Below are 25,241 nucleotides of genomic sequence, written 5' to 3'. Positions count from 1 at the left end.
GGGCATGACAGAGACAGATATCCCCACCTCCGCTTATAAATATCCAACTGTGCGGCTGCGGCCAAAGGCCGAGGCCCGCGCGATCCGCCACGGCTACCCCTGGGTCTATGCCGATGAGCTGGTGATGGACCGCCGGACCTCCGCGCTGGCGCCGGGCGCGCTTGCGGTGCTGGAAGATGCCGAGCGCCGGCCACTTGGCCTTGTGACGGTAAACTCCGCGTCGAAGATCGTGGCGCGGATGCTCGACCGTGATCCGGAGGCGGCGATTGACGAGGCCTGGTTCAAGGCGCGCCTGACCCGGGCGCTGGCCGCACGGGCACGGCTTTACCCAGAGCCGTTTTACCGCCTGGTTCATGCCGAGGCCGACGGGCTCCCGGGCGTGGTGATCGACCGCTTCGGCGATGTGGCGGTGGTGCAACCCAATGCCGCCTGGGCCGAGGCGCATCTTTCAGCGCTTGTCGCGGCGCTGGCAGCGGTTACGGGCGTGACGACCGTGATCAAAAATGGCTCGGGCCGGGCGCGGGGGCTTGAGGGCCTTTCCGAAGAGATCGTGACCGTGCTGGGCGTGACGCCTGGCGCGCCGCTTGCGGTGCCGATGAATGGCGCGACCTATCTTGCCGACCTGACCGGGGGGCAGAAGACCGGCCTCTTCTTTGACCAGCGCGAGAACCATGCCTTCACGGCGCGGCTCGCGCGCGGGGCGCGGGTGCTGGATATGTTCAGCCATGTCGGCGGTTTCGCGCTGGCGGCTTTGGCCGGAGGCGCCGAAAGCGCACTGGCAGTCGACGGATCGGCGGCGGCGCTGGCGCTGGCCGAAGGAGGCGCAAAAGCCTCGGGCGTAGCAGAGCGGTTTTCGACGCGGCAGGGCGATGCCTTCCAGGTGCTCGAGGCGCTTGCTGCGGAAGGGGCGCAGTTCGATCTGGTGATCTGCGATCCGCCGGCCTTTGCCCCGGCCAAACCGGCGCTTGAGGCCGGGCTCAGGGCCTATGAACGGGTGGCAAAACTGGCAGCCGCGCTGGTTGCGCCCGGTGGCTACCTGGTCCTTTGTTCCTGTTCCCATGCCGCGGATCTTTCATCCTTCCGCAATGCTTCGGCCCGCGGGATCGGTCGGGGCGGGCGTCGCGGGCAGCTGATCTATACCGGTTTTGCCGGCCCCGACCATCCGGTGCTGCCGCAGCTTGCGGAAACGGGGTATCTCAAGGCACTGGCCTTCCGTCTGGACGGCTGAGATGAAGGCCGTTCTCGACGCCTGTGTCCTCTTCCCGACAGTGCTGCGGGAGATCTTGCAGGGCGCGGGCGAGGCGGGTCTTTATGAGCCGGTCTGGTCTGACCGGATCCTTGGCGAATGGACGCATTCTTCGGCCAAACTCGGCCCCGGTGTGCAGGTCGTGGCCGAGGGTGAGGCCGCGCTGTTTCGCGCGGCTTTCCCGCGGGGTCGGGTTGCGCCACAACCGGCCATCGAGGCGCGCCTGGTGCTGCCCGATCCCGGCGATCTGCATGTGCTGGCGACGGGCATCGCCGGCCATGCCGATGCGATTGTGACCTTCAACGCCTCGGATTTCCCCGGTCATGTTCTGGCGGCGGAAGGCATTTCCCGAAGGGATCCGGATGGCTTTCTGTGGGAGCTGCACTCGCGCGCGCCGGAAAAGATGGCGGCGATTGTCGAGCGGGTGCGTGCAAAAGCCGAAAGCCTGTCCGGCCAGCCGGTCGGCCTGAAACCGCTTTTGAAACGCGTGCGGCTCTTTCGTCTCGCCAAAGCCCTGGCCGGCTGATCCGGCACCAAAACGGGCGCCCTAAGGCGCCCGCAAATTTCGGAAACGAAATTTGAGCCGGATTTTTTTGAAAAAATCCGGCTTCTGGCTGAGCTCAGCCCTTCAGGATCGAACGCCCCGCGTATTCGGCGGTTTCGCCCAGCATCTCTTCGATACGGATCAGCTGGTTGTATTTCGCCATCCGGTCCGAGCGCGACAGCGAGCCGGTCTTGATCTGACCGCAATTCGTCGCCACGGCGAGATCAGCAATGGTGCTGTCTTCGGTCTCGCCCGAACGATGCGACATCACATTGGTATAGCGCGCGCGATGCGCCATATCGACGGCCTCAAGCGTCTCGGTCAGGGTGCCGATCTGGTTGACCTTCACCAGCATCGAATTTGCGATGCCCTTGCTGATGCCCTCGGCCAGACGGCGCGGATTGGTCACGAAAAGATCGTCACCCACCAGCTGCATCTTATTGCCGATCCTGTCGGTCAGAAGCTTCCAGCCCGCCCAGTCATCTTCGGCCATACCGTCTTCGATCGAGATGATCGGGTAATCCGCCGCGAGCTTCGCGAGGTATTCGGCATTCTCTTCCGAGGAAAGCGAGATGCCTTCGCCCTTCATCTCATATTTGCCGCCCTTGAAATACTCGGTCGCAGCACAATCCAGCGCGAGGTAGATATCCTCGCCGGGCTTGTAGCCGGCCTTTTCAATGGCCTTCAGGATGAAATCAAGCGCGACGCGGCTCGATGACAGGTTCGGCGCAAAGCCGCCCTCGTCGCCGACATTGGTGCCATAGCCCGCCGCCGAGAGCTCTTTCTTCAGCGTGTGGAAGACTTCCGACCCCATGCGGACCGCGTCACGGATATCATCCGCGCCGACCGGCATGATCATGAATTCCTGAATGTCAATCGGGTTGTCGGCATGTTCGCCGCCATTGATGATATTCATCATCGGCACCGGCAGCACGCGCGCCGAGGTTCCGCCGATATAGCGGTAGAGCGGCTGGGTCGTGTATTCCGCCGCAGCCTTTGCCACCGCGAGCGAGACGCCGAGGATCGCATTCGCGCCAAGGCGCGATTTGTTCGGCGTGCCATCCATCTCGATCATGGTGCGGTCGATGCCGGTCTGTTCGGTGGCATCATAGCCGACCAGCTCTTCGGCGATCTCGCCATTGACGGCAGCCACCGCCTCCAGCACGCCTTTGCCGAAATAGCGGGATTTGTCGCCATCGCGGCGCTCATTGGCCTCATGGGCGCCGGTCGACGCCCCCGAGGGCACTGCCGCGCGGCCCATGGCGCCGCTTTCCAGCACCACATCGACCTCTACGGTCGGATTGCCGCGGCTGTCGAGAATTTCGCGGGCGTGAATGTCAATGATCGTGCTCATCGTAAGCTCCGGGTCAGACGTTTCTGTTTCAGTCGGGCGGGATGGGCCGATCCCGATCCCCGTTTAGCGGGAGCCGCCGCCCTGGGGAAGGGCGGCAATCCCCAGGCCTGCGTGTTTTTTGCAGGGCTTGTTCCGTTCTGGTTAATGCGCCCGTTTTCTGGCGCGGCCGAACATATAGAGGCCGGACAGGATCACGAGGCCCGATCCGATCACCACATTGAGGCTCAGATGTTCGCCAAGGAAAAGGACAGCCAGTATGAAAGCGAATACCAGGCGCGTGTAACGGAACGGTGCCACGGCCGAGACTTCGCCGATCCGCATCGACTCGACCACCATATAGTAACCGATCAGCCCGGCTAAGACCGCGCAGGCCAGCACCACACCCTGTTCGGGGGCGGGCGCCTGAAAGCCCTCGCCGCGCACCAGCATCAGAAGCACGCCCGCAGGGACCGAGGCAAGCACCCCCCAGGAGGAAAGGCTCATCGTTCCCAGATGCGGCGGCAACCGCCGCGTCACGAGGTCGCGTACCGACAGGGCTATGACGCAGCCGACCATGGCGAGGCCGGCAATGTCGATCCCGGTCTTCCAGGGTTCCAGAATGATCATCACACCGACAAAGCCGGTCAGGATCGAGATCCAGCGCCGCCAGCCGACGGTCTCGCCCAGAAACAGCGCAGCCCCCGCAGTGATCATCAGGGGCGACGCCTGCAACAGCGCCGAAGCCATCGCCATCGGCACCAGCGCCAGCGCCAGCAGATAGGTGAAAGCCGCCACCCCTTCGGAAGCATTGCGGATCAGCGCCAGGCCGCGCAAAGCGGCCATGCTGAACACCGCCTCGCCACGACGCAGCGCCAGAAGCGCGAAAATACCGCCCCCCGCAAGGCCGTTGATCACCAGGACCTGGCCCGGCGGCATCGAGACTGCGGCATGTTTGAGAAAAGTATCCTCGATGGCAAATGCGGCCATGGCGCTGACCATCAGCACTGCGGCCCTGCGGTTTTCAGTCACGCTTGCGGCAGCGCTTGCGGCCGCGCGTTCTGCGGCGCGTTCCGGCGCGGCTTTCGGGGCACTCATTCGCTAAACTCCTTCACACCGCCTGCCAGCCCCTGGGCCGGTTTTGCCATCGGGGGCGTGCTTGCGCCCGGCATCTGGCGATGATTTTCCTGCTCTTAGCCCGAGTTTTACGCAGGGGAAAGTGACACAGCCGTCTCACCTGCGACAGAATGAGGCAACGGCGACCCCTGTTTGCGATTTCGCGCGGCTGCGACATTTTTGCCCTGCACGACACACGGCCCTTTGGGGAATCGCTCGCATGGCTGTTTTCCACAGGCTAACGCAGTGCACCGCGTATCTGGCCAGGCTTCATCCGCGATGTGAAGCTTTCGGGCCAAACCGCCCGGATCGGAGGGAAAAGCCGGCACCGGCCAGAAGACATCCCGGAAACGTCCACAGATTTGCCCACATCCGCGCCCCATGAACCCTCTCGCGGGGCCTGGCCCGTCCCCGGCATGTGACCCCGTGACGTCAAGATGACAATGCGGACCAGGACGGAAATAAATCCGTTGAAACTGCGGTTTTCCTACGACACGTTGCTCGCGAGGCAAGTCAGACCACCATATGTTGTATTCGTTACACCAAGACCTTTCCAGGCCGGCTTTTGTCGGCGGAACCGGGCCCCGTGTGGTGGTTCAGGCCCGGGATGTCACGACCAGCGCTACATCCGCAAAAACAAGGGCCGCAAATGGCCCACAGGGGACAGAGCAGGGGACAGAGCAATGAAAATCGAGCGCAGATTTACCAATGCCACGGGCGGCGCCTGGGGCGCGGTGCGTTTCACCACCACCACATCCGAGATCCGCAACCCGGATGGCCGCATCGTCTTTCGCAATGACGCGGTCGAGGTGCCCGAGGGCTGGAGCCAGGTCGCATCGGATGTGATCGCCCAGAAATACTTCCGCCGCGCGGGCGTTCCGGCGCGGCTGAAGCGGGTCAAAGAAAAGGACATGCCGGAATTTCTCTGGCGCTCGGTCGCGGATGAGGCGGCGCTGGCGCTTTTGCCCGAGGGTGAGCGCTATAGCGGCGAGACCTCGGCAAAGCAGGTCTTTGACCGCCTTGCCGGCGCCTGGGCCTATTGGGGCTGGAAGGGCGGCTATTTCACCCGCGCGGAAGACGCGCAGCATTATCTTGACGAGATGCGCTATATGCTGGCGCGGCAGATGTCGGCGCCGAATTCACCGCAATGGTTCAATACCGGGCTGCACTGGGCCTATGGAATCGACGGGCCGGGGCAGGGCCATTTCTATGTCGATCATGTCAGCGGCAAACTGGTGCAATCCTCCAGCGCCTATGAGCACCCGCAGCCGCATGCCTGTTTCATCCAGTCGGTCTCGGATGATCTGGTGAAAGAGGGCGGCATCATGGATCTCTGGGTCCGTGAGGCGCGTCTGTTCAAATATGGCTCCGGCACCGGCACCAATTTCTCGTCGCTCAGGGGCGAGAATGAAAAGCTGTCGGGGGGCGGCAAATCCTCGGGCCTGATGGGGTTCCTGAAGATCGGCGACCGGGCGGCAGGGGCGATCAAATCCGGTGGCACCACGCGGCGCGCGGCCAAGATGGTGATCTGCGACATGGATCACCCCGATATTGAGCAATTCATCAACTGGAAGGTGATCGAGGAGCAGAAGGTCGCCTCGCTGGTCGCCGGATCCAAAGCGCATGAGCGCGAGCTGAACGGGATTTTTGCGGCGATCCGCGCCTTTGATGGCAATGAGGCGGATGCCTTTGATCCGGGCCGGAATAAGGCCCTGAAAGCCGCGATCCGGTCGGCGAAGAAAGCTCTGATCCCGGACACATATACCAATCGCGTGCTGCAATATGCCGCCCAGGGGTTCCAGTCGATCGAATTCCCGACCTATGACACCGACTGGGATTCCGAAGCCTATTCCACCGTCTCCGGCCAGAATTCGAACAATTCGGTGCGGGTGACGGATGCTTTCCTTGCGGCGGTGCGCGACGACCTGCCATGGGAGCTGGTCCGCCGCACCGATGGCGGGGTGGCGAAAACCGTTTCGGCCCGCGATCTCTGGGATCAGGTCGGCCATGCCGCCTGGGCCTGCGCCGATCCCGGGATCCAGTTTCATGACACGATCAATGCCTGGCATACCTGCCCGGAAGACGGGCCGATCCGGGGCTCGAACCCCTGTTCGGAATATATGTTCCTCGATGATACGGCCTGCAATCTGGCGTCTTTGAACCTGCTGACCTTCTGGAAGGGCGGGCGGTTCCAGGCCGAGGCCTTTGTCCATGCCTGCCGGCTCTGGACGCTGACGCTGGAAATCTCGGTAATGATGGCGCAATTCCCGTCGAAGGAAATCGCTCAAAGATCCTATGAATTCCGCACCCTGGGCCTCGGCTATGCCAATATTGGCGGGCTTTTGATGAATATGGGGCTCGGCTACGATTCCGCCCAGGGCCGCGCCCTCTGTGGCGCGCTGACCGCGATCATGACCGGCATTTCCTATGCGACCTCTGCCGAGATGGCGGCAGAGCTGGGCGCTTTCCCCGGCTATGCGAAGAACCGCGATGCGATGCTGCGGGTGATCCGCAACCACCGCGCGGCGGCCAATGGCAGCGGCGACTATTCCGGGCTGAACGTGGCCCCGGTCGCGCTTGATCATGTGAATTGCCCCGATGAGGCGCTGGTCGCACTTGCCCGGCTCGCCTGGGATGAGGCGCTGTCGCTGGGCGAGGTGCATGGCTTCCGCAATGCCCAGGTCTCGGTCATCGCGCCCACCGGCACGATCGGTCTGGTAATGGATTGCGACACCACTGGGATCGAGCCCGATTTCGCGCTGGTGAAGTTCAAGAAACTTGCCGGTGGCGGCTATTTCAAGATCATCAACCAATCGGTGCCGGCGGCGCTTGAGACGCTCGGCTATCCCGCGCATCAGGCGACCGAGATTGTGGCTTACGCGGTCGGCCATGGCAGCCTCGCGCAGGCGCCCGCGATCAACCATACCGCGCTGATCGGTCATGGCTTTGGGGCCACCGAAATCGCGAAGATCGAGGCCTCTTTGCCCACGGCCTTCGACATCCGCTTTGTCTTTAATCAATGGACGCTTGGCGAAGAGTTCTGCAAAGGCACGCTCGGCATTCCGGAATCCGAGCTGATGGATCCCGGTTTCGATCTGCTGAAACATCTTGGCTTTACCCGCGCCCAGATCGAGGCGGCGAATGATCATGTCTGCGGCACCATGACGCTGGAGGGCGCGCCGCATCTGAACCCGGCGCATCTTGCGGTCTTTGACTGCGCCAGCCCCTGTGGCCGCAAGGGCAACCGTCTGCTCAGCGTCGAAAGCCATATCCTCATGATGGCCGCGGCACAGAGCTTCATCTCGGGCGCGATCTCGAAAACGATCAATATGCCGTCCTCGGCCAGGGTCGACGAGGTGCTGGCGGCTTATGCGCTCTCGCACAGCCTCGGCGTCAAGGCCAATGCGATCTATCGCGACGGATCGAAACTGTCGCAGCCGCTGGCGGCGGCGCTGATCGAAGGCGATGATGAGGCCGAAGAGGTGATGGAGACCGGCACGCCGCAGGAAAAGGCCCGGGTGATCGCTGAAAAGATCATAGAGAAAGTGGTGGTCAAAGAGATCGTCCGCAGCCACCGCGAGAAGCTTCCCGAGCGGCGCAAGGGCTATACCCAGAAGGCGCTGATCGGCGGCCATAAGGTCTATCTCAGGACCGGCGAATATGCCGATGGCGCGCTTGGCGAGATCTTCATTGACATGCATAAGGAAGGTGCGGGCTTCCGCGCCATGATGAACAACTTCGCAATCGCTGTGAGCGTCGGCTTGCAATATGGTGTTCCGCTTGAGGAATTCGTCGATGCCTTCACCTTCACCCGGTTTGAGCCGGCGGGGATGGTGCAGGGGAACGATTCAATCCGCAACGCGACCTCGATCCTCGACTACATCTTCCGCGAACTGGCGATTTCCTATCTTGATCGCACCGATCTGGCGCATGTCGCGCCCAAGGGCACCGCGTTTGACGATCTCGGTCGTGGCGATGACGAGGGAAAGCCCGACCAGCGCGCCGCAGCCGCGCCGGTGACACGTTCGGTGGAGCTTCTGAAATCGATCAGTTCGACCGGCTATCTGAGAAATCGCCTGCCGCAGGATCTCCTTCCGGGTCATGACAAGGCAGCAGCCGGGATCGATCCGGTGACGGCCCTGAATATGCTGATCCCGGGCAGCCGACCGCCCGGCAGCAGCCTTGCTGCGCTGAATGCCGGGTCCGATGCGCGGAGCCGCGCGAAACTGCAGGGCTATACCGGGGATTCCTGCACTGAGTGCGGCAATTACACGCTGGTCCGCAACGGAACCTGCCTGAAATGCACCACCTGCGGCGGCACCACCGGCTGCAGTTGAGGGCGCGGCGGGGGCATTTGTCATTGGAGCATAAGAGTGCTGGTTTTAGCCATAGGCTTGCATTGACCCTGTCAAGACCTGCGTTCCTGCATATGAGCCGACACTGAACGGAAAGGCGCGGATCTGCATGGATCCGCGCCTTTCCCGTTTCACATCAGGGTGTTGTGTCGCCACGTTGCGACAGGAGTTGAGCAAGCGCATCCGATGGCCCTTCCCGTTACCGTTCCATTGCTGCCAGAGGAGACAATGCTCTCCTTCGCCTCACGTCTTGCGGCGGCGAATGGCGGGTCGGCTTTCCAGCCACTGTGGGCACCTCGGGCTGGATCTGAAGGCTCTGCTTCACGGTGATGAAGGTCAGATACAGCGCCTGGCCGGCTATGGTGGCGTAGACACGCGCGATCTGATGAACCGCACCTTCCGGCTTTCGGATGACGGGCTTGTCTGTTTCAGGTCAGAACGGCTGGCTCTTTCGGCGATCCACAGACGGCGGGTGCGCGCCTGCCCGGAATGCCTATCTCAGGATCGCGCCGCAGGCGTCGGTCTTGCGTCTCGACCGCTGTGGGCCCTCGTCCAGGCCAGGCGCTGTTGCTGCCAGGGCCGCATCTGGTCGATGCCTCGCCGTTCGTTCCCAACGATTTTTCGGCAACCTGGCACGAGCATTATGTGCCGGGCACAACCGTCAGCGGCGACCCGCGTTTCGAGATTTGGGCGCAAGACCGCCTCGAAGAACGGATCGGCGACGCATGGATCGACAAGCTGGATATCGATGTCGTGGGGGAATGTGCCGAGATGATCGGTGTCTCCCTGCTGTTCTGCAAGAACTGAGCTGTGAAATCATGAAGCTCTGGAGAGCTTGCCGATGCGGTTTCGGCCGGGTTCACGGTTCGAACCGGTTCGTGCGATCCTGCGGAGCCACATCATGAGCACCTGGCCGCTTGATCGCCATGAACTGGCGCTGGATGAAAAGGTGGTGGAACGACGCTTGCACAGTCTTCAGTCTGGCGCAAAGGAACTTGATCTCCACCCGAAGAGATTGGGCAAACAGCTGGAGGCCGAAGGTCATCTGGACCTCTCCAAGTCTGGCCCGGATCGGCTGATCCCGGTCTGGGTGATATCTGCCCTGCGCGATGGTGCGATCGAAGATGCAGGTCCTGGCGAGGCCACCGAGATGCTGGGTGTCAGTAAATTCACGATCGGCACACTGGTCGATGCCGGCGTGCTGTGTCATTCGACGATTGGCGAAGGTCTTCGGCCGCGTTTGGATCGTGCCAGTGTTCTGGGCTTCTCATCCTGGATCGGGGCGCTTCCGGAAGGCGACGGCCATACCGGGCGCGACACCAGGTCAATCTGTCGACTGTTCCGCATGACTGCCCCTGATGTGCTGCGATTGGCTTTGGACGGCAAGCTGCCGGGAACAAGCCGGCTGATGGGTCGGGTCGACTATCACGCCATCAGGATCCTGCCTGAAGATTCAGAGGCTGCTTCCGATGGGCAGATTCGGCCTATGCTCGATTTGTATGATGCTGCGCGAGGCTTGAGTGTCGATGTGCAATTTCTTGAGGAAATCACGGCCGCTGGTCTGCTTAACACGTTTCAGCGATCACCGAGGGATGGTGTTGGTGCAATACCAATGATCCCGGAAGCCGAAGTGAGTGATTTCGACAAGAAATATGTGATCGTTAAGACGAAAGAACTCGTCGCGATCGGTGGAGGGCTCAACGTGCCCATCCCGATCATCTCGGATGGCGATGTCGCCGTCTTTTCGGTCGCCGACTGGCAGGCGCGAGGGCATTGATCGCATGCGCCCTGGATAGACTTGTCGAACTGGGATGGCGCTACAGAACTCAGTATCCGGCGTCTGCGTCCCAATTTGTAAAAGGCATCCGGAATCTCACCAAAACCGGGGATCTGATGCCTAAAGGGACATATCGGATTCACAATCTGCCGATTTTCGGCAGTTCCAGAGCCGATGGAAGTTGAGACCGGTTGGCAACGATTGCGCTCTCTCACTGAACTTTCGAGGCAGAGGGCGATACATTTGCCCCCTGCCATCTAAAGCCTCAGGCCGCCTGCCAGACCTGATTGAGGATTCTGGCCGCGATCTCGGCTTTGTCCTGGGGCAAGAAGCGCCCATAGTGCTGCGCCACCATCTCGGCAGTATCCTGAATTGCGTAGCTGGCCTGTTCGTAGGATCCTGTCTGCTTCAGGATATGCATGGCCAGAACGTCCCGGACGTTGTGGGGACCGTGGGGCAGCAGGCCCTTGATGGCTCCGCGCGCTGTCCAAGGGGTGCAGATACCATAGCGCTGGATCGCCGTCCGCCAGGCCTCATAGAATGTGTTCTGACAATAGGCGGCATTGGTGCTGGTCATCTTCGCCGTCTTGACGAAGAGGGTGTCAGGATCGGCGGCGGCGCCGATCAGCCTGCTGCGGTGCCGGTCGATCCAGGCTTCAAGCAGTTCATAGAGGCGGCCAAGGTCTGGCAGGATCAGACGAAACGGTTTTGATCCGAAGAAGGACGAATTGGCGTTTTTGAACGCGACAGATGGGATCAGGATCTCCCAGCCATGATGGCGGCTGCTCCAGCGCAATTCGCCGCGTTTCATATCCTCGGGCTTGCGCTCCGGCGTGGGCAGGTTGCCCGGTTTGCACAGCAGCAGTTCCCTCAGGTTCTTTTGACGCAAGCCAGTGTGCAGGCCGATGCGGAGCAGCAGAAAGGACCTGACTGACTCCGCCGCAGCACGCGGATGATGTCGCTCATCAGGCATCCGGTTCAGGATTTCTTCGGTGATCTTGCGATACTCTCCGACCGGGCTCGGGGCCTCCAGCACCGGCAGGATGGGCTCGAACGGATCGCGGTGGTTCCGGGCGACGCGGTCGATTTCCTTGATGCGCCGCCGGGCGTGCTTATACATCCGCTCGCATGCTCCGGCCCAGTCGGCATGGATTGCAGAGATCTCCTGACCGCTGATCAGCCCGTCGATCTCACGCAGGGTGTCTGCGATACGCGGGGTCTGGCGCAGCCAGCCGGTCTCCTCCCGGCAGAAGGCGGCGGCGATGGAAAGGAGATCGACTTCCCATTTGGTATAGAATCCACGGCGCCGTTCGCGCCATGTCAGATACCAGTCCCAGACCTGTGGAAAGATCATCATCGCGAAGGTCAGCAGCTTTGGATCGACGCCGCGCCCCTGCACCTCGCTTTCGGGCGGGGCCGCGAAGGCGCCGAACCAGAGCCCGAAATGCTCGACCTTCTGCGAGGCAGTCTCGGTTCCCCAAACACCGTTCCGCTGCAGGCCGAGATCCGCGAAGGTCGCCGTCTTGAACCTGAGGATGGCAGCCATCTCGTCATTCAGTCGCTTCGGTGCGATGACGATGCCGGAGTCCTCTGGCCTCTGAGCGATGGATGATGGCCGCCTGCGACCCGGGGCGCAGGTGAACCGCACGGCATAGCGCTGCCGCATCATCGCCGCCTGATCGCGCCGATACCGTTTCATGGACCTCGGAACCGGCAATACGGAGGTCCTATCCTGCCGCGAGGCCCTGCATTATCTGCGGCTGCCCGGCGTGTCTGCTGCCAACATGCAGAACACCACGTCTGCAGCGGCCGCGCGCATCGGTGACGGTGGTTTTCACTACCGGGACCAGTTGCGTCCGAGCATTCAGGCTCAAATCGATCCCCGTCTCGCCTTTTGCATGGGGATTGATGCTTTGGAGGACCGCGGCTTTCGGATCTATCCCGTCATGTTGGACAAGCCGGAGATCCGCAAGTTGATCCGTAAGGCAGCAGCAGAGCATTTCACGGCCACGCCGATCATCGTCTCTGGAACTGAATTGCGGGGTGGGTCGGAAAAGGTTGTGATCCCGCTTCCCGGCGGGCGGACCCTGTTCAGATATTGCCAGCGGTTCCGCGAGTCTGGGTATGATGAAATGTCCCTGCCGGACCAGGCGTGGAAGCGGGGCAATCGCAAGCGCCGCATCGCGCTGCGTGTGGTCGAATTGATGGAGAACACCGTCACCGATGACGGTGTGAAGGCCTTCGGTCTTTCCTATACGTCGCCTGCGCTTCAGGCCCTGAAGGACAGCAGTCACGGAAAAGTTGCTGTTTACACCGATCCCGATTGTATCGACCACGTCAGCTTTGTGTTCGAAGGGCATCAGGAGCCGGTTTTGGCTGAACTGACCTGGACGGCGATGAAGGGGCTGACCCTGCATGAATTCCAGGAAATTGCCCTGGCGGCGCGCGCAGAAGATCCCGATGAAACCGAGGTTTTCGAAGCCCGCCTCGTCCGAGTCCGTCGCGAGCGGTATGAACAGATGCAGTTCATTGCGACGGAGCGCAATCTTCGGCCGCAGTTTCATCACGGCTAGGGAAGCTGAGGCCAAGGCTGCGGTGATCGCGACCGGCCTCCAGACTTCCTGTGTCGAAGACATCGGTGAAACGGCGCGCGCGGGTTGGCGCATTCAGATTGGCGGCTTATCCTGAGCAGGCTCCGCCGGGGCGATACGATCTCGGCCCGGACGCGGTTCCAGATCAGTCGCGCATCCGGCCGCCATCGTCCCAGACCGGCGCCAGATGCACCCGTGCCGGGCGGCGCTCGCCGAGGATTTCGACCTCCAGCGCCAGCCCGTCTTCGACGCGGCCGGCGGGGATGAAGCCCAGTGCCAGTGACTTGCCGGTCCAGTGGCTGTAGCCGCCCGAGGTGCACCAGCCGACGACCTTTCCGTCAAGCCAGACCGGTTCCCAGGCCACGATATCGGCATCGCTGACATCGACCTCCATCGTCACGAGGCGGCGGGAGGGGCCGGTTTCGCGCTCCTTCAGAGCGGCCTCTTTGCCGATCCAGTCGACGGGTTTTGTCCAGGCGATGAACCGGTCAAGACCGGTCTCGGCAGGGGTGTAATCGGGCGAGAATTCGCGCCCCCAGGAGCCGAACCATTTGTCGAGCCGGAGGCTCATCATCGCCCGCATGCCGAAGGGGGTGATGCCCAGATCCGCGCCGGCCTGCATCAGCACATCCCAGAGATGGCGCACCGACATCTGGTCGCAGAAGATCTCATATCCCAGATCGGCGGTGTAGCTGACGCGCTGCACAAGGCAATTCGCCATGCCGACGGTCATCGGCTTTACATCCATGAATCTGAACGATTTCGCCGAGACATCCGCACGGGTGACACGCGCCAGCAGCTTGCGGGCATTCGGTCCGGCGATGGTGAAGCCGGACCGTGTATCCGAGATATTCTCAACGGTGACGCCGGGCGCGGCATGGTCCTCGAACCAGCGCATGTGCCAGCCCTGCGCGCCGTAACTGGCGGTCAGCTGGAATTCGGTCTCAGACAGGCAGGAGACGGTGAAATCGCCAATGATCTTGCCCGAGACCGCCAGCATCGGTGTCAGCGAGATGCGGCCCGGTTTCGGGATGCGTCCGGCCATGATCCGGTCGAGCCAGGCGCGGGCGCCCGCACCTCTGACGAGGTATTTGCCGAAATTCTGCAGCTCATTGATGCCGACGCCTTCCCGGAGGCCTTTGACCTCGCGTGCGGTGGCCTCCCAGGCGTTGGAGCGTTTGAAGGTCGGCGTCTCATAGCGCGGCTCGCCGGGCAGGGCGAAGTAATTCACCACCTCAAGCCCGTATTGGCTCCCCCAGACCGCGCCCATCCCGTCAAACACGTCATACATCGGCGTGGTGCGGAAGGGGCGGGCGGCGGGGCGTTCCTCGTTCGGGTAAGAGACGTTGAAGCGCATCTGGTAGTTTTCGATCACCTTCGGCACGGTATAGCCGGGGCTGGTCCAGGTGCCGAAACGCGCCACATCAAAGCCGCGCGGGTCGCGTTCGACCTCGCCCTCGATCATCCATTGCGCAAGTGCCAGACCCATACCGCCGCCCTGGCTGAAGCCCGCCATCACCGCACAGGCCGACCAGTAATTCCTCAGCCCCGGCACCGGCCCGATCAGCGGGTTCCCGTCCGGAGCAAAGGTAAATGGCCCGTGGATCACGCGCTTGACGCCCGAGCGTTCCAGAACCGGGAAGCGGCGATAGGCAAAGGCGACCGACTCCTCGATCTTATCGAAATTCTCGTTCAGAAGCTCATGGCCGAATGTCCAGGGCGTGCCATCAAGCGCCCATGGCTCGCAGGGTTTTTCATAGAATCCGATGCAGAGCCCGCGACCTTCCTGGCGCAGATAGCTCTCGCCGCCCGGATCCATCACATGCGGGAATTCGCGGCCCTGGGCGAGGATCTCCATGATCTCGGGGATGTCCTCGGTGACCAGATACTGATGCGCCATCGGCAAAAGCGGCAGGTAAACCCCGGCCATGGCACCGATTTCCCGCGCCCAGAGGCCGCCGGCATTGACCAGATGCTCGCAGGTCACGGTGCCTTTCTCGGTCACCACTTCCCAGCCGTCTTTCGTCGGATTGGTCTCCAGAACGCGGTTGTGCAGCACGATCTCGGCCCCCGCCATCCGCGCGGCTTTGGCATAGGCATGGGTGGTGCCAGAGGGGTCAAGATGCCCGTCCAGCGGATCATAAAGCCCGCCGATGATACCGTCGAGACTGACCATGCCATCGGTCATTTTCGAAATCTCAGCAGGGGTCAGGATCTCGGTATCGAGCCCCATATAGCGGTGTTTCGCGCGTTCGGCCTTCAGCTGTTCAAACCGCGCGGGGTTGTCGGCCAGCGTCACGCCTCCGACATGGTGCAGCCCGCAGGACATGCCGGTGATCTCTTCGAGTTCCTTGTAAAGCCGGATCGTATAGCCCTGCAGCGCCGCCATATTGGTGTCGCCGTTCATGGTGTGAAACCCGCCCGCCGCGTGCCAGGTCGATCCGGAGGTCAGTTCCGAGCGCTCGATCAGCATCACATCCGACCAGCCGAGCTTTGTCAGGTGGTAGAGCACCGAACAGCCGACAACGCCTCCGCCGATCACCACCACGCGGGCATGGGATTTCATGAGCCTGTCTCCGCTCTGCTGCTGGAACATGTGGTCAGAGTGGCGGCAGATGCCAAAAACGGCCTGTCAGACAGCGACAGCCATTGTCGTTTTTGCCTGATCTGTCGCAAAGGCGGTATTGGAATTAAAAAGGGGCACCTGTCGCGGGTGCCCCTTTGTGCCGACTATGCCCGGGGGCCGGACAGTCCTATTTCTCGGGGATCAGTCCGCGCGGCGCAAAGCGCAGCACCAGCAGCAGGATCACCCCAAGCATCAGGAGCCGCATATGCGCCGCAGATTCCGCCAGCTGGGTCTTCACCGGACCTGCCGGCAGAACCGAGGTCAGCCAGCCCATGATCATCGGCCCAAAGGATTCTGCCGCCAGATAGAGCCAGCCGATCAGGATACCGCCCAGAATGGCGCCCTTGTTATTGCCCGAACCGCCAACGATCACCATCACCCAGATCAGGAAGGTAAAGCGCAGCGGCGCATAGCTTGACGGTGTCAGCTGGCCATCGAGCGAGGTCATCATCGCCCCCGCCAGACCGACCACGGCAGAGCCGAGGATGAAGATCTGCAAATGGCGGTATTTGACATTCTTGCCCATTGCGGCGGCCGAGATTTCATTGTCGCGGATGGCGCGGGTCATGCGCCCCCAGGGGCTGTTAAGCGCGCGCTCGCACAGCCACAACAACACCAGCACAATGATGGCAAACAGGCCCGCATAAAGCAGTTTCACCGCAATGGCCGAGGCAGGAACCGGATCGGCATTCACCAGCCCGATCCAGTCGGTGAAATCCGGATTGCGCTGCAGTTCCAGCTCATATGGCACCGGCCAGGGGCGGGGCAGGTCGATCAGGTTCTTGACCCCGCGCGCCAGCCAGTCCTCATTCCTCAGGGCGGCGATGATGATCTCGCCGATCCCCAGCGTCGCAATGGCGAGGTAATCCTCGCGCAGGCCAAGCGCCACTTTGCCGATCACCCAGGCCACGGCCCCCGCCAGCGCCGCACCCACTGGCCAGGCCCAGAGCGAGTTGAACCCGAGACCGCCGATATGCCCGGCTTTCGACGAGTCATTCGCCTCGACCGCCATGACGGCAGGGTCAAGCAGCGCGCGGTAGATGAAGAAACAGACCAGCAGGAAAGCGATGGTCGCCAGCGTTCGCGTGCTGCCCTTTGGCAGCTTTTTCTGCATCCAGACCGCCAGCACGATTGCAATGGCGCCAAAGACCAGCGCCGAGAGGATTTCGGGCGTCCCGGCCTCCCAGGCGCCGGCCACGGGGTTGCCCGAGACCAGCGCCACCCCAACCCCGCCAAGGGCAACAAAGCCGACGATCCCGGCCGAGAACAGCCCGGCCCAGCCCCATTGGATATTCACGCCAATCGCCATCACCGCCGAGATCAGCGCAAGGTTCAGGATATTGAGCGCAAGGTTCCAGCTTTGGAAGAAACCGGTCAGCAGGAAGAGGGTCGCGACGCCGGCAAAGAGAAGGGTATTGCGCATCTTATTTGCTCCCCATGATGCCATTGGGCTTCACCAGAAGCACGATGATCAGGATCACGAAACTCACCGCCACTTTGTAATCGGTCGAAAGCGCCTGGTAGAGCCCGTCTCCGAGCCAGCCCTCCGGCGTCAGATAGCCGAGGATCTTGCTCCAGGCGTTGGTGATCAGGATTTCCGAGAAAGCGATGACAAAGCCGCCGATGATCGCGCCGATGGGCGAGCCAAGCCCGCCGACAATGGCGCTGGCAAAAATCGGCAGCAGCATGCCGAAATAGACAAAGACCCTGTAGTTTTTATCAAGCCCGTAGAGCGTGCCGGCAATGGTCGCCAGCGCCGCCGCGATGATCCAGGTCACCATCACCACGCGGTCCGGATTGATCCCCGACAGCAGCGCCAGATCTTCATTGTCGGAAAAAGCCCGCATCGACTTGCCCGTGCGGGTGCGGTTCAGAAACCAGAACAGTGCCACAACGCAGATCACCGCGACGATCACGGAAACCGCCTGCGAGGTGCGGATCGCCAGAGGCTCGGCCAGCCCGGTCGCGGCGCGGAAGGCGGCGGGTGGCAGCAGGAAGCGCTCGCCATCGGCAAACTGAATCTCCCGCGTGCCAAGGATCATCCGCACCAGGCCATTCATCACGAACATGACGCCGATCGAGGCGATCATCAGGATGATCGGTTTCGCTTTGGCACGGCGGTAAAAGCGGTAGACGACGATATCAGAGCCCAGCACCAGCACCGAGGTCGCGAGGATCGCGAATGGCAGCGCGATCAGCGCCGTTGGCAGCGGGCCGGCCGAGACCCCCCAGCTTTGCAGCATCCAGGTGAAGAGGATCGCCATCACCGTGCCAAGCGCCATCGTATCGCCATGCGCAAAATTCGAAAACCTCAGCACCGCGAAGACCAGCGAGACCCCAAGCGCGCCAAGCGCCAGCTGGCTGCCATAGGTCAGCCCCGGCACCAGCACGAAATTGGCGAAAGCCACAAGGGCGTTCAGAATATCCATCAGCCCTTGGCCTCCGTGCAAATCAGCATTTCGGTCTTGTTTTCCGACCAGCCATTGACGCCCTGCAACATCAGCTGCGCAGCACTCGACGGGGCAAGAAAGAAGACACCATAGAGATTCGGGCCGATCTGGCCCCCGTAAACAAGATCGCCGCCCGAGGTTCTGTCGAGCATCACAAGATCGGTCGCATAGCCCTGGCTCTGGACCTCAATCTTTTCCGGGCCGGCATAGGTGCGGTAATGGCGGCTCGTCTCTTTGCAGCTGCCGCCGGAGCATTCATACCGGACGCTGCAGTCGAGAGTGCGGGCACTTACAGTCAGGGGGGGCAGGGTGCAAAGGACTGCCATGGCAAGCGCCGCCTTCCTGGCTGACAGGGGCAGAGCGGCGAGGGGCGCGCGCATGTGGAATGAGCAAAAGTGAGCGAAAGCATCACATCTGAAAACCGCATTGCAGCTGAGACGCCGAACCGCCAGGGCGGGGCCCGAAGAAAGCGGCACAGGGGCCAGCGGGGGGATGCTGCGCACCTTTTCAGCCCCCGAGGAAGGATTTGCGGACCTCGGGGTCCGCGAGCAGCGCCGCACCCGTGTCGGTATAGCGGTTCGCGCCCTGAACCAGCACAAAGCCCTTATCGGCGATCTCCAGCGCCTGGCGGGCGTTTTGTTCCACCATCAGGATCGAGATGCCGGTGCGGGCGATCTCGATGATGCGGTCGAACAGCTCATCCATCACGATGGGCGAGACCCCGGCGGTCGGCTCGTCGAGCATCAGCACCCTGGGCCGCGTCATCAATGCGCGTCCGACCGCGACCTGCTGGCGCTGGCCACCGGAAAGCTCGCCCGCCGCCTGGTTGCGCTTTTCCTTCAGGATCGGGAACAGGTCATAGATCTGCGCCATTGTATCCTGGATGCCCTCATCCTCGCGGATGAAGGCGCCCATTTCGAGGTTTTCCTCGACCGTCATCGTGGTGAAAATATTCTGGGTCTGCGGCACGAACCCCATCCCTTTGCGCACCCGCGCCTGGGGAGAGAGTTTCGTGATATCCTCGCCATCCAGCCGTACCGTGCCGGATCGCAAGGACAGCATGCCGAACACCGCCTTCATCGCGGTGGATTTGCCGGCGCCATTCGGGCCGACGATCACCGCGATCTCGCCCTTTTCGACCGCAAGCGTGCAGGAATGCAGGATATCGACCGGGCCATAGCCGCCGGTCATATTTTCACCGATGAGAAAAGGATGTGCCATTACGAAGGCCTGTAGGTTAAAGAGGTGACAAGGGCCTTGTGAAGGTCAAGCTCAGCCTTGTCGAAGCGGCTGTTTTTATGAAACGTTGTGACGCAGAGGCTGAAACTGTCGCGCAAAGCACAGGTCACCACCAGGAATGGCTTCTTTTTTCCTGTGTGAAGCTGCCAGATGCGCCTGACGCCGCGCTGCCCGACTATTTCGGTCTCTGTCTCATCAAAAAGGCGTGGCGGCGCGGAAAATCTTGAGTCCTTGTCCATAGCGGACTGATGACTCGCCAGCAGATCCTTCAGCGAAATGCCGTTGTTCAGCCCCACCTTCAGCTCTCCGGTGAGACGGGCTGACTTGTTGGCGAAATACGTTGTCGAAGGGTAGGGGATTTCGGCGATCTTCCATCCCGAATTACCGGGGCAAAAGCTCGATGCGAGCAAATTTGCACAGCCTGCCGATGCCTGAGCATGTGCAGGTGGCGAACCAGCCGAAAAAAAGCTGACTGCCATTGAGACCAAAAGGGCAGAAGCCAGGCGGCATTTGCGTCTGGTCTCAACCATGAGTTGCCTCATCCTTCAGCTTGTTCTTCAACCCGCGGCCCAGATAGGCCTCGATCACCCGCTCATCGGCGCGGACCTCGGCGGCACTGCCTTCGGCGAGAACCTTGCCTTCGGCCATGACGATCACCGGATCGCAGAAGCGGCCGATGAAATCCATGTCATGCTCGATCACGCAGAAAGTATAGCCGCGCTCTTTGTTCAGCCGGACGATCGCATCGCCGATCGTGTTCAGAAGTGTGCGGTTCACCCCGGCACCGACCTCGTCCAGAAAGACCACCTTCGCGTCGACCATCATGGTGCGGCCCAGCTCCACCAGCTTTTTCTGCCCGCCGGAAATCTGGCTCGCCTTGTTATCGGCGATATGGCTGATGGTCAGGAATTCAAGCACCTCATCGGCCCTGGCGCGCAGCCGTTCTTCTTCTTCGCGGATCTTGCCGCGTGAGAAGAGGGCGTTCCACAGATGCTCGCCGTGCTGCTGGCCCGGCACCATCATCAGATTCTCGCGCACCGTCATCGAGCCGAATTCATGGGCGATCTGGAAGGTGCGCAGAAGGCCCTTGTGAAACAGTTCATGCGGCGCAAGGCCGGTGATCTCATCGCCATCCATAAAGACCTTGCCGGATGTCGGCGGCAGCCGGCCAGCGATCACATTGAACAGGGTAGATTTGCCGGCACCGTTCGGACCGATCAGCCCGGTGATCGTGCCCGTGCGGATCTCAAGACTGGCGCCATCGACAGCATGAAAACCGCCAAAATGCCGGTGAAGGTTCTCGACCCGGATCATACACATCCCCTGATTGCCCCCGCTGATACTGCCGTCAGACGCGGCCGGGTGGCGCTTTGTTTGTCACAGGCCCGCGCGGATGCACGGGCCTGCAAGGCCTGTCAAGGCAGAGACCGGGGCAATTGCCCCAATGTCAGCCGGAAATCAGTGATATTTCACCGTTTCCCACTTGCCGTCCTTGATTTCATATTCGCGGTAGCGCCCGGTGACGTCGCCATTCTCGAGGAAGGTCACGCCGGTGGCGCCTTCATAGTTGATGGCTTTGCCGGCGGCGATCAGCTCCAGCGCCTTGCCCAGCTCGCCGGGGTTGATCACCTCGCCCGAGCCATCGGCGGGGCCATTGGCGACTTCCATGATCTTGTCCTTGTAGACTTTCGGATCGGTCGAGCCGGCGGCCTGCATGGCAAGGATCATGATTGCAGTCGCGTCATAGGTGTTCGGCGCAAAGTTGGTGGTGCCGTCGAAGCTCGGGTCATTGGCGGTGGCCATGTCCAGATAGGTCTGGTAGCCGGCGGCGTCTGACGACGGGTGCTGACCGTAAGAGCCTTCCAGCGGGGCGCCAATGGCTTCGGTCAGGGATTCCCCGAACATGCCGCCCGGCAGGCCGAAGGTCGTGAAGGCGCCGGTATCGACTGCGGCCTGGATGATGCCTTTGCCACCCTGGTCGACATAGCCCGCCACCACGAGCACATCACCGCCTGCTGCTGCCAGCGCCGCGACTTCGGCCGAGTAATCGGCTTTGCCATCGTCATGCGATGCGTTGATGGTGACCTTGATCCCCTTTGCTTCGGCAGCCGCAGCAATCGCATCGGCCTGGCCCTTGCCGTAATCCGAGTTGGAATAGGAGATCGCGATCGACTTCACGCCACGCTCGGCCAGAATGTCGCCCATGATGATGCCTTCGCGGGCATCCGAGGGCACGGTGCGGAAGAAGAGACCTTCATCCGGATCATCCGACAAGGCCGGCGAGGTGGCCGAGGGCGAGATCATCACGATGCCGTTCGGCATGGCGACATTGGTCAGCACGGCGCGGGTCACGCCCGAACAATCGGCGCCGATGATGCCCTTGACGCTTTCCGAGGTGATCAGGCGTTCGGCGGCTGCCGTGGCGAGGGCCGCATCAATGCAGCTGCTGTCTGCGCGCACGCCCGAGAAAACCCAGCCATTTGCGGCCTTGCCGGAGTCGTTCACTTCTTTGATCGCCATTTCCGACGCCAGCGCCATATTCGGCGCGATGGTTTCGATGGGGCCGGTGAAGCCGAGCAGGATGCCGAGTTTCACATCCTCAGCCGAGGCCGAGCCAGCCGCCAGCGCGCAGGCCGCAGTGGCCAGCAGAAACTTTTTCATTGATATCTCCCTGATTGGACCGAGATCCTTTCCCGACCCTAGCCGGGCAGATTTCAAAAGAAAAGCGCCGAAAAAACCAGTTCAGAGGGATAAATTCCTTATCAACCCTCGCAGCGCGGGAGAGCCGCCCCTATCTTTTCTCCCGGAGACCTGACCCGGAGATTTAACCGGAGAGTCAGCCCGGGGCTTTGGCGGCAACTTTGCCGGAAGCTCTGGCGGTGGGATGCGGAAGTGAGGGCGCGTGATGATCAAATCCGCAGGGAAGACGGCCCTGACCGGCCTGGCGTTTGCGATACTGGCCGGCGCGGGTGCCGCCGGGGCGCAGGGCAGGGTCGAGACCTCGGCTGGCCCGATGGAGATCACCCGGGTGGCAGCGGGGTTCGATATGCCATGGGGCTTTGCCTTTTTGCCCGATGGCAGTCTGCTGGTAACCGAAAAGGGCGGCAGGCTCTTGCGCCTTGCCGAGGGCGATATGCAGGCGATCAGCGGCCTGCCGGAGGTGGCCGTGTTGGGGCAGGGCGGGCTGCTCGATGTGATGGTTCCCGTCGATTTCGCCACCAGTCGGGAGATCTGGCTGACCTGGGCGGGCCGGAGCGGTGAGGGGCTTGCGACCATGGCCGGGCGGGGGCGGCTCTCTGCGGATAACAGCCGGCTTGAGGACTTTGCGACCCTGTTCACCGGCGATACAGCAGCCGCAAGCCGGCATTTCGGTGCGCGCATCGTCGAGGGGGCGAGGGGCAATATCTTCATCACCACCGGCGACCGTGGCACCGGCCCGGCGGGGCTTGAGGCACAGGACCCGGCCCTGAGCCATGGCAAGGTGATCAGCATCGCGCGCGATGGCAGCCCGGATGGCCGCCCGGATGTCGCGCAGACCGGCTGGCGGACGGGCATCTTTTCGGTCGGGCACCGCAATATCCAGGGCGCCGCCGCCATGCCCGATGGTGGCCTTCTGGTCTCGGAACATGGGGCGAAGGGCGGTGACGAGATCAACCTGTCACAGCCAGGCGAAAATTTCGGCTGGCCGGTGATTTCCTACGGGGTGAATTACAATGGTACGAAAATCGGCAGCGGCACCCATGCGGACGGGATGAACCAGCCTCTGCATTACTGGGATCCCTCCATCGCGCCTTCGGGTCTGATGGTCTATTCGGGGGCGCTGGTCCCTGCATGGAAGGGCGATGTCTTCACCGGCTCGCTGAAGCTCGATTTCATCTCGCGGCTCGATCCCGAAACGCCCGCCGCCACCGGCTGGGCAGAAGAACGCATCACCGCCCCCGAAACCGGCCGCGTGCGCGATATAAGGGAGGGGCCGGATGGGGCGATCTGGTTCCTGTCGGAAACGGCGGGCGCGATTTATCGCCTGGCCCCCGTTGAATAAGGGTAAATCCACGCTAAAACGAGGCGACCGGCGGTCCGGCGCCTTTGGCGGCGCGGACAGGCAGTTCAGGCTTGCCGCGTTTTTCCCGCCACGTTAGCGATGCAGCGACAGCGAAAGGTGACGAATCGAATGTGTGCAGAGTTGCGCCGCGATGCCCGGGACGCCAGCCATGAACAGCGTGTTTCCGAGCAAATCCGCCAATATGAAGAGAAGGGCAATATGCATGACGAACTGTCAGGCATATTTGATTTCTGGTCGCAGACCTTCATCCGGCCCCGTATCACCGAGGTCACCGGTCATCATAACCACATAGATATCTATGCGCATGCTTTCATCGAAAGCATCAAAGCGACCGGTAATCCCAATATAGGCAGTATCGGATCGGGTGATGGCGGTCTGGAAAACACCATTGCACGCCATATGATTCATCTGGGCTTTCCGGATTTCAAATTCGTGTTGCTGGAATTGTCACCAATCCAGAATGCCCGCGCGATGGAGACCGCCCGCGAGGCCGGGATCGCAGATAAGTTCGTGCCACTCGAGGTTGACCTGAACAATTGGGTCCCGGACCGCAAATTCGGGGCCATGATGGCGCATCACGCGCTGCATCACATTGTCGAGCTGGAAAAACTGTTCGAAACCACGAGAAATGCGATGGAGGATGCCGCCTCTTTCGTCACCTTCGACGTGATCGGTCGCAACGGCCATATGCGCTGGCCGGAAGCCTATAAGATCATCAATTCGATCTGGAAATTTCTTCCGCCCGAGCGCCGCACCCATTTGCAGCTGAACTTCAAGGGCGAGGATTTCCTAAATCACGATTGTTCCGGCGAAGGGTTCGAAGGAATCCGGGCGCAGGATATCCTGCCGCTTCTGGTGCGCTATTTCCATTTCGACACCTTTATCGGCTGGGGCAATCTGGCCGAGACCTTTGTTGATCGCGGCTATGGCCATCACTACAATGCCAATGATCCGCGCGACGCCGCTTTCATCACCTTTATTGAAGAACTGAATGAGATCCTGACTGATCTGGGCTATCTGAAGCCAACGCAGATCTATGCAAGGCTCCGCAAGCAACCTGTTGAGAACCCTAGGTTTTATAAGGGTCGCACGCCTGAAAGCATGATCCGGGTTCCGGACTGAGACCAAGTGTAAGCGCGTGGGATCTTCCGGGCAGCCAACCGCCAGAACTGGAATGTAAATCTGATGAAGACCTGTTATGTGTTTCCCCATGTGCCGAAATGTGGGGGGACGAGTCTGCTGACGCAATTGCGCACCAGTGGCATCAAGATGCATGAGGATTACGAGGCCTATAACGGGCCGCAATTCATCGATGCCAATGCAGACCTCCGGAATTTCGGCGTTAACGATCTGATTTTTGGCCATTTCCCGATCGATCGCTATATCGGTCCAGAGTTTCGGTATATCGCGCTGGTGCGCGATCCGCTGGACCGGGTGATCTCGAATTACCATTTTCATATGCAATGGGGGCTTGAGCGTCCCGATGATACCGGGTTCTTCGCCGAATTCGGTCGTGAAATTGCAAAAGGCAACGTCACGATCATCCAGTATATCATGAAGGCCCCGAATATGCGGATGGTCTATAAGAACTTCCTGCGCTATTGGGGCAAGCACCGCTTTACCCTGATCGGGCGTACTGACCGCTATGAGGATTTCGCCACGAAGCTGAACGACCTTCTGGGGACAGCAATCAGCGCCAGCGTGCAGGAGCGCAAATCCGGTCGCAAACTCGATCTGCCGGATCGCGTGGTGGAACAGGCCCATCGTCTTCTGGGCGAGGAATATCACTGGTTCAACAAATTCGTGGAAATCCCGGCCTGAAAGATCCAGGTGGCTTTGTTGCGCTATTCCTCTGATCTGCGGATTCATGTTTGTGAGTCAGCGGGTTAGATTGGCGCCATGAG

20 protein-coding genes are annotated in these 25,241 nt (G+C 61.4%); 9 read left to right on the top strand and 11 right to left on the bottom strand.

From position 1 onward, the window contains the following. Positions 1–4 precede the first annotated feature (4 nt). Both JC607_RS17115 and JC607_RS17110 read left to right on the top strand, forming a co-directional pair. Positions 5–1,228, top strand: coding sequence for an RSP_2647 family RNA methyltransferase (locus JC607_RS17115; protein ID WP_198838110.1), 1,224 nt, complete (start codon positions 5–7; stop codon positions 1,226–1,228). Position 1,229: 1 nt separating this feature from the next. Beyond that, entirely contained in the window at positions 1,230–1,772 is a 543-nt protein-coding gene (locus JC607_RS17110) for an RSP_2648 family PIN domain-containing protein (protein WP_198838109.1), read from the top strand. 94 nt (positions 1,773–1,866) lie between these two features. Here the strand turns inward: JC607_RS17110 and eno are convergent, their stop codons facing one another. Continuing rightward, complete coding sequence (eno, locus tag JC607_RS17105; protein WP_198838108.1) at positions 1,867–3,144, bottom strand: phosphopyruvate hydratase; 1,278 nt, start codon at positions 3,142–3,144, stop codon at positions 1,867–1,869. 141 nt (positions 3,145–3,285) lie between these two features. After that, a complete protein-coding gene (locus JC607_RS17100) occupies positions 3,286–4,218 on the bottom strand; it encodes a DMT family transporter (protein WP_198838107.1) in 933 nt (310 codons plus the stop codon). Between the two features lie 701 nt (positions 4,219–4,919). Between JC607_RS17100 and JC607_RS17095 the strand changes: the two genes are divergently transcribed. The 3 genes from JC607_RS17095 to JC607_RS17085 all read left to right on the top strand — a co-directional run bounded on the left by JC607_RS17095 (position 4,920) and on the right by JC607_RS17085 (position 10,368). Continuing rightward, on the top strand, positions 4,920–8,573 hold the full coding sequence (locus JC607_RS17095) for a vitamin B12-dependent ribonucleotide reductase (protein WP_198838106.1): 3,654 nt from the start codon (positions 4,920–4,922) through the stop codon (positions 8,571–8,573). Positions 8,574–9,158: 585 nt separating this feature from the next. Next, a complete protein-coding gene (locus JC607_RS17090) occupies positions 9,159–9,398 on the top strand; it encodes a hypothetical protein (protein WP_198838105.1) in 240 nt (79 codons plus the stop codon). 94 nt (positions 9,399–9,492) lie between these two features. Continuing rightward, on the top strand, positions 9,493–10,368 hold the full coding sequence (locus JC607_RS17085; RefSeq protein WP_198838104.1) for a hypothetical protein: 876 nt from the start codon (positions 9,493–9,495) through the stop codon (positions 10,366–10,368). A gap of 265 nt (positions 10,369–10,633) precedes the next feature. Here JC607_RS17085 and JC607_RS17080 read toward each other — a convergent pair whose 3' ends face one another. Next, positions 10,634–12,067 carry a hypothetical protein gene (locus tag JC607_RS17080; RefSeq protein WP_198838103.1) on the bottom strand — a complete coding sequence of 478 codons (1,434 nt, stop codon included), beginning with the start codon at positions 12,065–12,067 and terminating at the stop codon, positions 10,634–10,636. Between JC607_RS17080 and JC607_RS17075 the strand changes: the two genes are divergently transcribed. Beyond that, positions 12,066–12,941 carry a Mu transposase C-terminal domain-containing protein gene (locus tag JC607_RS17075; protein ID WP_198838102.1) on the top strand — a complete coding sequence of 292 codons (876 nt, stop codon included), beginning with the start codon at positions 12,066–12,068 and terminating at the stop codon, positions 12,939–12,941. The genes JC607_RS17080 and JC607_RS17075 overlap by 2 nt on opposite strands. A gap of 163 nt (positions 12,942–13,104) precedes the next feature. On the opposite strand, the gene JC607_RS17070 is transcribed toward JC607_RS17075, so the two are convergent. The 8 genes from JC607_RS17070 to JC607_RS17035 form a co-directional block, all read right to left on the bottom strand. After that, entirely contained in the window at positions 13,105–15,525 is a 2,421-nt protein-coding gene (locus JC607_RS17070) for an FAD-dependent oxidoreductase (protein ID WP_198838101.1), read from the bottom strand. 187 nt (positions 15,526–15,712) lie between these two features. Continuing rightward, complete coding sequence (locus tag JC607_RS17065; RefSeq protein ID WP_198838100.1) at positions 15,713–17,008, bottom strand: branched-chain amino acid ABC transporter permease; 1,296 nt, start codon at positions 17,006–17,008, stop codon at positions 15,713–15,715. Between the two features lies 1 nt (position 17,009). Continuing rightward, a complete protein-coding gene (locus JC607_RS17060) occupies positions 17,010–18,014 on the bottom strand; it encodes a branched-chain amino acid ABC transporter permease (protein WP_198838099.1) in 1,005 nt (334 codons plus the stop codon). Beyond that, positions 18,014–18,361, bottom strand: a complete 348-nt coding sequence (locus tag JC607_RS17055; RefSeq protein ID WP_198838098.1) for a hypothetical protein — start codon at positions 18,359–18,361, stop codon at positions 18,014–18,016. Before JC607_RS17055 ends, JC607_RS17060 begins: the two co-directional genes overlap by 1 nt. 181 nt (positions 18,362–18,542) lie before the next feature. Beyond that, the gene (locus JC607_RS17050; protein ID WP_198838097.1) at positions 18,543–19,256 is read right to left on the bottom strand and encodes an ABC transporter ATP-binding protein; all 714 of its coding nucleotides are present in this window, start codon (positions 19,254–19,256) and stop codon (positions 18,543–18,545) included. Continuing rightward, a complete protein-coding gene (locus JC607_RS17045; RefSeq protein WP_198838096.1) occupies positions 19,256–19,804 on the bottom strand; it encodes a hypothetical protein in 549 nt (182 codons plus the stop codon). Before JC607_RS17045 ends, JC607_RS17050 begins: the two co-directional genes overlap by 1 nt. Next, the gene (locus JC607_RS17040) at positions 19,797–20,588 is read right to left on the bottom strand and encodes an ABC transporter ATP-binding protein (protein WP_198838095.1); all 792 of its coding nucleotides are present in this window, start codon (positions 20,586–20,588) and stop codon (positions 19,797–19,799) included. Before JC607_RS17040 ends, JC607_RS17045 begins: the two co-directional genes overlap by 8 nt. 144 nt (positions 20,589–20,732) lie before the next feature. Further along, positions 20,733–21,935 (bottom strand): ABC transporter substrate-binding protein, encoded by a 1,203-nt coding sequence (locus JC607_RS17035; protein WP_198838094.1) that lies wholly within the window; start codon positions 21,933–21,935, stop codon positions 20,733–20,735. A 244-nt stretch (positions 21,936–22,179) separates the two neighbouring features. Here JC607_RS17035 and JC607_RS17030 point away from each other — a divergent pair, with 244 nt between their 5' ends. The 3 genes from JC607_RS17030 (at position 22,180) to JC607_RS17020 (ending at position 25,158) form a co-directional block, all read left to right on the top strand. Then, positions 22,180–23,316, top strand: a complete 1,137-nt coding sequence (locus tag JC607_RS17030; RefSeq protein ID WP_198838093.1) for a PQQ-dependent sugar dehydrogenase — start codon at positions 22,180–22,182, stop codon at positions 23,314–23,316. 129 nt (positions 23,317–23,445) lie between these two features. Further along, positions 23,446–24,459: a class I SAM-dependent methyltransferase gene (locus tag JC607_RS17025; protein ID WP_198838092.1), complete on the top strand. Its 1,014-nt coding sequence runs from the start codon at positions 23,446–23,448 to the stop codon at positions 24,457–24,459. A gap of 63 nt (positions 24,460–24,522) precedes the next feature. Next, positions 24,523–25,158 carry a sulfotransferase family 2 domain-containing protein gene (locus JC607_RS17020; protein WP_198838091.1) on the top strand — a complete coding sequence of 212 codons (636 nt, stop codon included), beginning with the start codon at positions 24,523–24,525 and terminating at the stop codon, positions 25,156–25,158. Positions 25,159–25,241: the final 83 nt, after the last annotated feature.

The organism is Paracoccus sp. IB05 (genome assembly GCF_016405985.1).
Classification (GTDB): Bacteria; Pseudomonadota; Alphaproteobacteria; order Rhodobacterales; family Rhodobacteraceae; genus Pseudogemmobacter.
The sequence above is the reverse complement of the archived record's forward strand: the minus strand, read 5'-3'. Positions and strand labels throughout refer to the sequence as shown.

What these genes read in the sequence shown, in the direction of transcription:
- JC607_RS17115 (WP_198838110.1), top strand. Translation starts at nt 5, where the DNA reads ATGACAGAGACAGATATCCCCACCTCCGCTTATAAATATCCAACTGTG.
- JC607_RS17110 (WP_198838109.1), top strand. Translation starts at nt 1,230, where the DNA reads ATGAAGGCCGTTCTCGACGCCTGTGTCCTCTTCCCGACAGTGCTGCGG.
- eno (WP_198838108.1), bottom strand. Translation starts at nt 3,144, where the DNA reads ATGAGCACGATCATTGACATTCACGCCCGCGAAATTCTCGACAGCCGC.
- JC607_RS17100 (WP_198838107.1), bottom strand. Translation starts at nt 4,218, where the DNA reads ATGAGTGCCCCGAAAGCCGCGCCGGAACGCGCCGCAGAACGCGCGGCC.
- JC607_RS17095 (WP_198838106.1), top strand. Translation starts at nt 4,920, where the DNA reads ATGAAAATCGAGCGCAGATTTACCAATGCCACGGGCGGCGCCTGGGGC.
- JC607_RS17085 (WP_198838104.1), top strand. Translation starts at nt 9,493, where the DNA reads ATGAGCACCTGGCCGCTTGATCGCCATGAACTGGCGCTGGATGAAAAG.
- JC607_RS17075 (WP_198838102.1), top strand. Translation starts at nt 12,066, where the DNA reads ATGGACCTCGGAACCGGCAATACGGAGGTCCTATCCTGCCGCGAGGCC.
- JC607_RS17080 (WP_198838103.1), bottom strand. Translation starts at nt 12,067, where the DNA reads ATGAAACGGTATCGGCGCGATCAGGCGGCGATGATGCGGCAGCGCTAT.
- JC607_RS17070 (WP_198838101.1), bottom strand. Translation starts at nt 15,525, where the DNA reads ATGAAATCCCATGCCCGCGTGGTGGTGATCGGCGGAGGCGTTGTCGGC.
- JC607_RS17065 (WP_198838100.1), bottom strand. Translation starts at nt 17,008, where the DNA reads ATGCGCAATACCCTTCTCTTTGCCGGCGTCGCGACCCTCTTCCTGCTG.
- JC607_RS17060 (WP_198838099.1), bottom strand. Translation starts at nt 18,014, where the DNA reads ATGGATATTCTGAACGCCCTTGTGGCTTTCGCCAATTTCGTGCTGGTG.
- JC607_RS17055 (WP_198838098.1), bottom strand. Translation starts at nt 18,361, where the DNA reads ATGGCAGTCCTTTGCACCCTGCCCCCCCTGACTGTAAGTGCCCGCACT.
- JC607_RS17050 (WP_198838097.1), bottom strand. Translation starts at nt 19,256, where the DNA reads ATGGCACATCCTTTTCTCATCGGTGAAAATATGACCGGCGGCTATGGC.
- JC607_RS17045 (WP_198838096.1), bottom strand. Translation starts at nt 19,804, where the DNA reads ATGGTTGAGACCAGACGCAAATGCCGCCTGGCTTCTGCCCTTTTGGTC.
- JC607_RS17040 (WP_198838095.1), bottom strand. Translation starts at nt 20,588, where the DNA reads ATGATCCGGGTCGAGAACCTTCACCGGCATTTTGGCGGTTTTCATGCT.
- JC607_RS17035 (WP_198838094.1), bottom strand. Translation starts at nt 21,935, where the DNA reads ATGAAAAAGTTTCTGCTGGCCACTGCGGCCTGCGCGCTGGCGGCTGGC.
- JC607_RS17030 (WP_198838093.1), top strand. Translation starts at nt 22,180, where the DNA reads ATGATCAAATCCGCAGGGAAGACGGCCCTGACCGGCCTGGCGTTTGCG.
- JC607_RS17025 (WP_198838092.1), top strand. Translation starts at nt 23,446, where the DNA reads ATGTGTGCAGAGTTGCGCCGCGATGCCCGGGACGCCAGCCATGAACAG.
- JC607_RS17020 (WP_198838091.1), top strand. Translation starts at nt 24,523, where the DNA reads ATGAAGACCTGTTATGTGTTTCCCCATGTGCCGAAATGTGGGGGGACG.